Annotated in this window: 4 protein-coding genes; 2 read left to right on the top strand and 2 right to left on the bottom strand. The window is 31.1% G+C overall.

What is annotated here, in order from left to right; all coding sequences use genetic code 11:
• Nucleotides 1-322 (top strand): hypothetical protein (locus tag RWN11_RS07300; protein ID WP_314161077.1); only part of this gene is annotated, 322 nt, incomplete at its 5' end.
• A gap of 37 nt (nt 323-359) precedes the next feature.
• On the top strand, nt 360-899 hold the full coding sequence (locus RWN11_RS07295; RefSeq protein WP_314161076.1) for a response regulator transcription factor: 540 nt from the start codon (nt 360-362) through the stop codon (nt 897-899).
• A gap of 137 nt (nt 900-1,036) precedes the next feature.
• Here the strand turns inward: RWN11_RS07295 and RWN11_RS07290 are convergent, their stop codons facing one another.
• Together RWN11_RS07290 and RWN11_RS07285 are read right to left on the bottom strand one after the other, a co-directional pair.
• Nucleotides 1,037-3,055, bottom strand: coding sequence for an FtsX-like permease family protein (locus RWN11_RS07290; protein WP_314161075.1), 2,019 nt, complete (start codon nt 3,053-3,055; stop codon nt 1,037-1,039).
• An 11-nt stretch (nt 3,056-3,066) separates the two neighbouring features.
• Complete coding sequence (locus RWN11_RS07285; protein WP_314161074.1) at nt 3,067-3,801, bottom strand: ABC transporter ATP-binding protein; 735 nt, start codon at nt 3,799-3,801, stop codon at nt 3,067-3,069.
• Nucleotides 3,802-4,438: the final 637 nt, after the last annotated feature.

Below are 4,438 nucleotides of genomic sequence, written 5' to 3'. Positions count from 1 at the left end.
GTCTAAATTTTCTTTAATGTCCCCCTACGATAAAATTGTTTACCGTTTTGTTGAGAAGTTAATTACTAATGCGGTTAAATATTCACAAGAAGGAGAGATTTCTTTAAAAATAGAGATGAAACAAGATGTTATTTCTATAATTTCTGAAAATAACTCTAATTCTACTAAAGAAAACTCTCTAGGATATGGATTGAAAAATATGGCAAATAAATTAAGTATTCTAGGTGGTAAGATGAATACTTTAGATAAGAATGGTGTTTTTCGTATTGTTATTGAACTACCAATTGATAAGGAGCTATGTTATGAAAATTTTGTTGATTGATGATCATAAATTGTTTAGTCAGAGTATTAAACTGATTTTGGAATTATCAGAGGATATTGAAAGAGTGGATTTGATAGATGATTTTTCTTCTGTCTTGGATTTCCCTTATGATGACTATGATATTGTACTGATTGACATAAACTTAACTAGCTTGTATCAGGAGGATGGGCTATCCTTGGCTCAAACGATTATTAAAAATGGATCTTCTGCTAAAATTGTTATCTTAACAGGATATAGTAAAAAAATGTATGAGTATCGTGCTAAGATAATGGGTTCCTGGGGATTTTTGGATAAGAGCATTGCTCCAGGGGAGTTACTTCAAAACTTGATAGAAATTTATCAGGGTAGAAAGATTTTTTCAGATGAAGTAGTGGTAGATGTCTTAACTTCACGTGAAATAGAGATATTAGAATTAGTTCGAAATGGTCTAAGTATAGATGGTATTTGTGAAAAGGTTTATGTGAGTAAGCGAACTGTTTCGAATCATCTTGCGAATATCTTTTCAAAACTAGGAGTGTCCAGTAGACAGGAAGCTATTCATATTGCGGAACAGTTAGGATATTTTTCTCCAGAATAATTTAATCAGTATTATTTGTTAGAAATACTAATGATGAACGGAAGCATTAGTATACACTAAAATAGGGTTGGTGGATTTTTTCCATCAACCCTATAACTGTTTTGAATCCTTAATAAATGGAATTCTAGTTTTGTATATTAATTTTTATCAAGAATATGCCAACTTACTTTATAAGTTATAACTAAGTAAATTAGAAAGAGAAGAGCTGCCACTCCTAGATAGGTCACATCAATTGTGATAGTTGTATTGGCAAAGTTTTCAAAGTAACCTAATAAGGAATTACTTAGAGAAATAGCTAATGGAACAGCAAGTAGCAAGGGAACAAGGAAGTAACTCATAATTTGCTGAATCAGTATTTTCTTATTTTGTTTTTTCTTATTTCCCAATAGATATAAGATACGATAATCATTGATGCTGTCTATCGCACTAGTTGAGATTTGTAGAGATAAAATACTAAGTGAAATAATAATAAATACAACACTAATAAATATCAATGCTAGTACAATGACTCCCATAACCCCTATATAAATCTCAGATAATCTCACCTTAGTTTGATAAGTGAAGTCATTTACTTCTGTACCATTTAAAGTAAAGTAATATTTCTCAACCCACTCTTTCAAAAACGTTTCAATTTTTCTTTTATCGATATTCTCTTTATATTTAACTACATAAGTTGTAAAGCCTTCATTCAATTCTTTAATAACTTTATCTGGTACAATAAGAGTTCCTGAGTCATTTAATCCTACTGAAGAAAGAAAATAAACAGTATCTAATGGTTGGGATGATGCCAATTTTAAAGAATAACCGCCAATCGATAAATCTTTCGTTTGTAGTAAAAATTCTTGGATTTGTTTAATGGTTCCTTTGTAATTGGCATTTACTAGATAGCCATCATCAGCTAAGTCAATATCTTTTTTGCCTTGTAGTTTTCTTAGATGATTATAAGCTGAAATCCCTAAAATATGGACTTTTGAATCAGGCAACCCTTTATCGTGCTCCCATAACTGACTAGTATCTATGATATCTTTATAAGTTAAATTACTCGTAAAAGTTGAATAAACATATTCTTCTTTTACGACATCAAAATCAAAGCCGTCTGCTTGTAATCTATCTTTTACACTCTCGTTTCCATAATGAAACTCATTACCTCTATATAAATTGACTTGTAAATCATAAGGGGCATAACGATTCAACTCATGGTTCATGGTTGTGTATGAACTGCCACCAAACACTAGTAAACTAAGAGCCAAAGTCAAGGTCATAGATAGTACTGCTAGCGTTACAGAATTGCTGTCCGCTTGTTTTGAAAATTGGCGGATTTTAAATGAGTTTAATTTATTATAATAGAATGAAGATACTTTCTTAACAACTCCAAGTAAGAAATTACTTAAGGTGTTGTAAAATAAAATGACAAAGATCACTAAAATAGATACTAATAAAACTCCCCAGTTTTTCAAAATGGATAAGTGATGATAATCAGAAAAATAAATACTACCAGAGATGATAACAATACTTGAAATAATGAAAAACAACAATTGTAGAATAGAATTTTCTTTAATGATTCGTGATTTTTGAATACCGTTTTCTTGAATTAAACTAATGATAGTTTTCTTTCTAAATTTCAAAAAGTCCATTAAACCAACTATTAAACTAGTTACCACATAGGAATAGCCCAACAGAGAGAGTGACTTAGGATCTAAAAAGAATAGATTTCCAAAATAATTTGCCATAAAAAATTCAGAAGCAATGTGAGCAAGTAAAATAAGTAAGATTAGCCCAAAAGTAAATCCTAGAACTAAAGCAAAGATATTTACTAACATCGTTTCAAAGAATAGCGTTCCGATAATTTGATATTTTTTCATTCCAAGTGTTGAATATAATCCGAGCTCTTTTTGTCGTCTTCCTAAAACAAAATTTGTAGAGTAAACAATGAGAAAGGCAACAGTACCGAGTATCAAATATGAAAGAAGTCCCATGTATTGGCTCATAATTGACGTTAACATTTCTTTTGCACCTGATAAACTCTGCATGACAGGATGACTTGGCAAAGCATTAAAGGCATACAAGAGACTATAAATTAAAGCTAAGCTTAAAAAATAAATGGTGTAAGTCTGCAAGTTTCGAAAAACATTGCGTAAAATTAATTTAGGATACATATTCTTTCCTCCTATCTAGTTCGTCTGTAAATTTCTTCTAGGTACAACTCATTTGAGAGACCATTTCGATCAATATCATCAATAATTTGTCCGTCGCTAAGAAGAACCATTCGAGATGAATACTTGGCAGCTGCGGGATCGTGCGTGACTAATAAAATGGTAATTCCAAATGAGGCATTAATTTCTTGTAAGAGAGACATAAGATTTTCTGAATTAGCAGAATCTAGAGCTCCTGTTGGCTCATCTGCAATTAAGAGTTTAGAATCATCAATTAGCGCTCTAGCTGTGGCAACACGTTGTCGCTGTCCCCCTGATAATTGATTTGGAAATTTATTCTTTAGGTTTTGAATAGCTAATTTTTCCATAATATCATCAATTTTCTGTTGATATTGTTTTATCGATTTTCCTTGGATTTGCAAAGGTAAGATGATATTTTCGTAGACTGTTAAGGTTTCAACTAAGTTATAAGCTTGGAAGATATAGGAAATATTTTTAGCACGATAATCTGCTAATTGACTTTCTTTAGCTTGAACTATATCGAAGTCTTCAAAAATAATACTGCCTGAATCTGGTGTATCAATAGTAGAAATACAATTTAACAAAGTTGTCTTTCCGCTGCCACTTGATCCCATAATGGCTAAAAATTCACCTTTATTTATAGAAAGATGGATGTTAGAAAGGGCATGGACTAGATTTTCACCCTCTCCAAAAGTTTTATTCAATCCTGTTACTTCTAGTTGTGACATAATAGTTTCCTCCATTTCTTTTTATACTATTATTATGATAGATAGGCAGAATTTTCTCATGAGTATTTCGTGCAAAATTAAGTTAGAATAAAGGCCGCTTATATTTTCTTAGAACAATAAAAAACCAACAACCTAAGAGGATTGTTGGTTATTACTGATAATTGAAATAGTTTTTTTACTATTTTTTATCATTTCTTTTTTTCATAAAGTAAACTATACTGATAATAATGACTCCTAATGCAAGTACAGGAGCATAAAATTCTAGTGTTCCGATAATTCCTTCCATTTTATCCTATCCTCCTTTTTTAGATAATCATCTTTACGATTATTAGTATACAATGTGATTATATGTATGTAATGAGTAAATCGTGCAAAATTTACTAATCTAGTTGATGATTATAACTAAACGGTACACAAAAAATAAAAACAGAAAAAATCGGAGCGCTGTAGCTTTGGTACTATAAGCCAAAATGGCTTATAGTACGGGAAAAATTGAGACCTTAGGCTCAATTTTTAGCCATGAGACCGGAGGTCTGCTGGCGTCCCTAGCTACTAAAGCGTAGACTTTTTCTGTTTTTATTTTTTTTAGTAGTCGTTCAAATCTTCCACTTCAGCAATTGAGAAGTCTTTTTTCTCT

Origin of the sequence: uncultured Gemella sp., assembly GCF_963519265.1 — a bacterium.
Lineage (GTDB): Bacteria > Bacillota > Bacilli > Staphylococcales > Gemellaceae > Gemella.
Note: the sequence above shows the minus strand (reverse complement) of the source record. Positions and strands in the feature narration are given on the sequence as shown.

What these genes read in the sequence shown, in the direction of transcription:
- RWN11_RS07290 (WP_314161075.1), bottom strand. Translation starts at nt 3,055, where the DNA reads ATGTATCCTAAATTAATTTTACGCAATGTTTTTCGAAACTTGCAGACT.
- RWN11_RS07285 (WP_314161074.1), bottom strand. Translation starts at nt 3,801, where the DNA reads ATGTCACAACTAGAAGTAACAGGATTGAATAAAACTTTTGGAGAGGGT.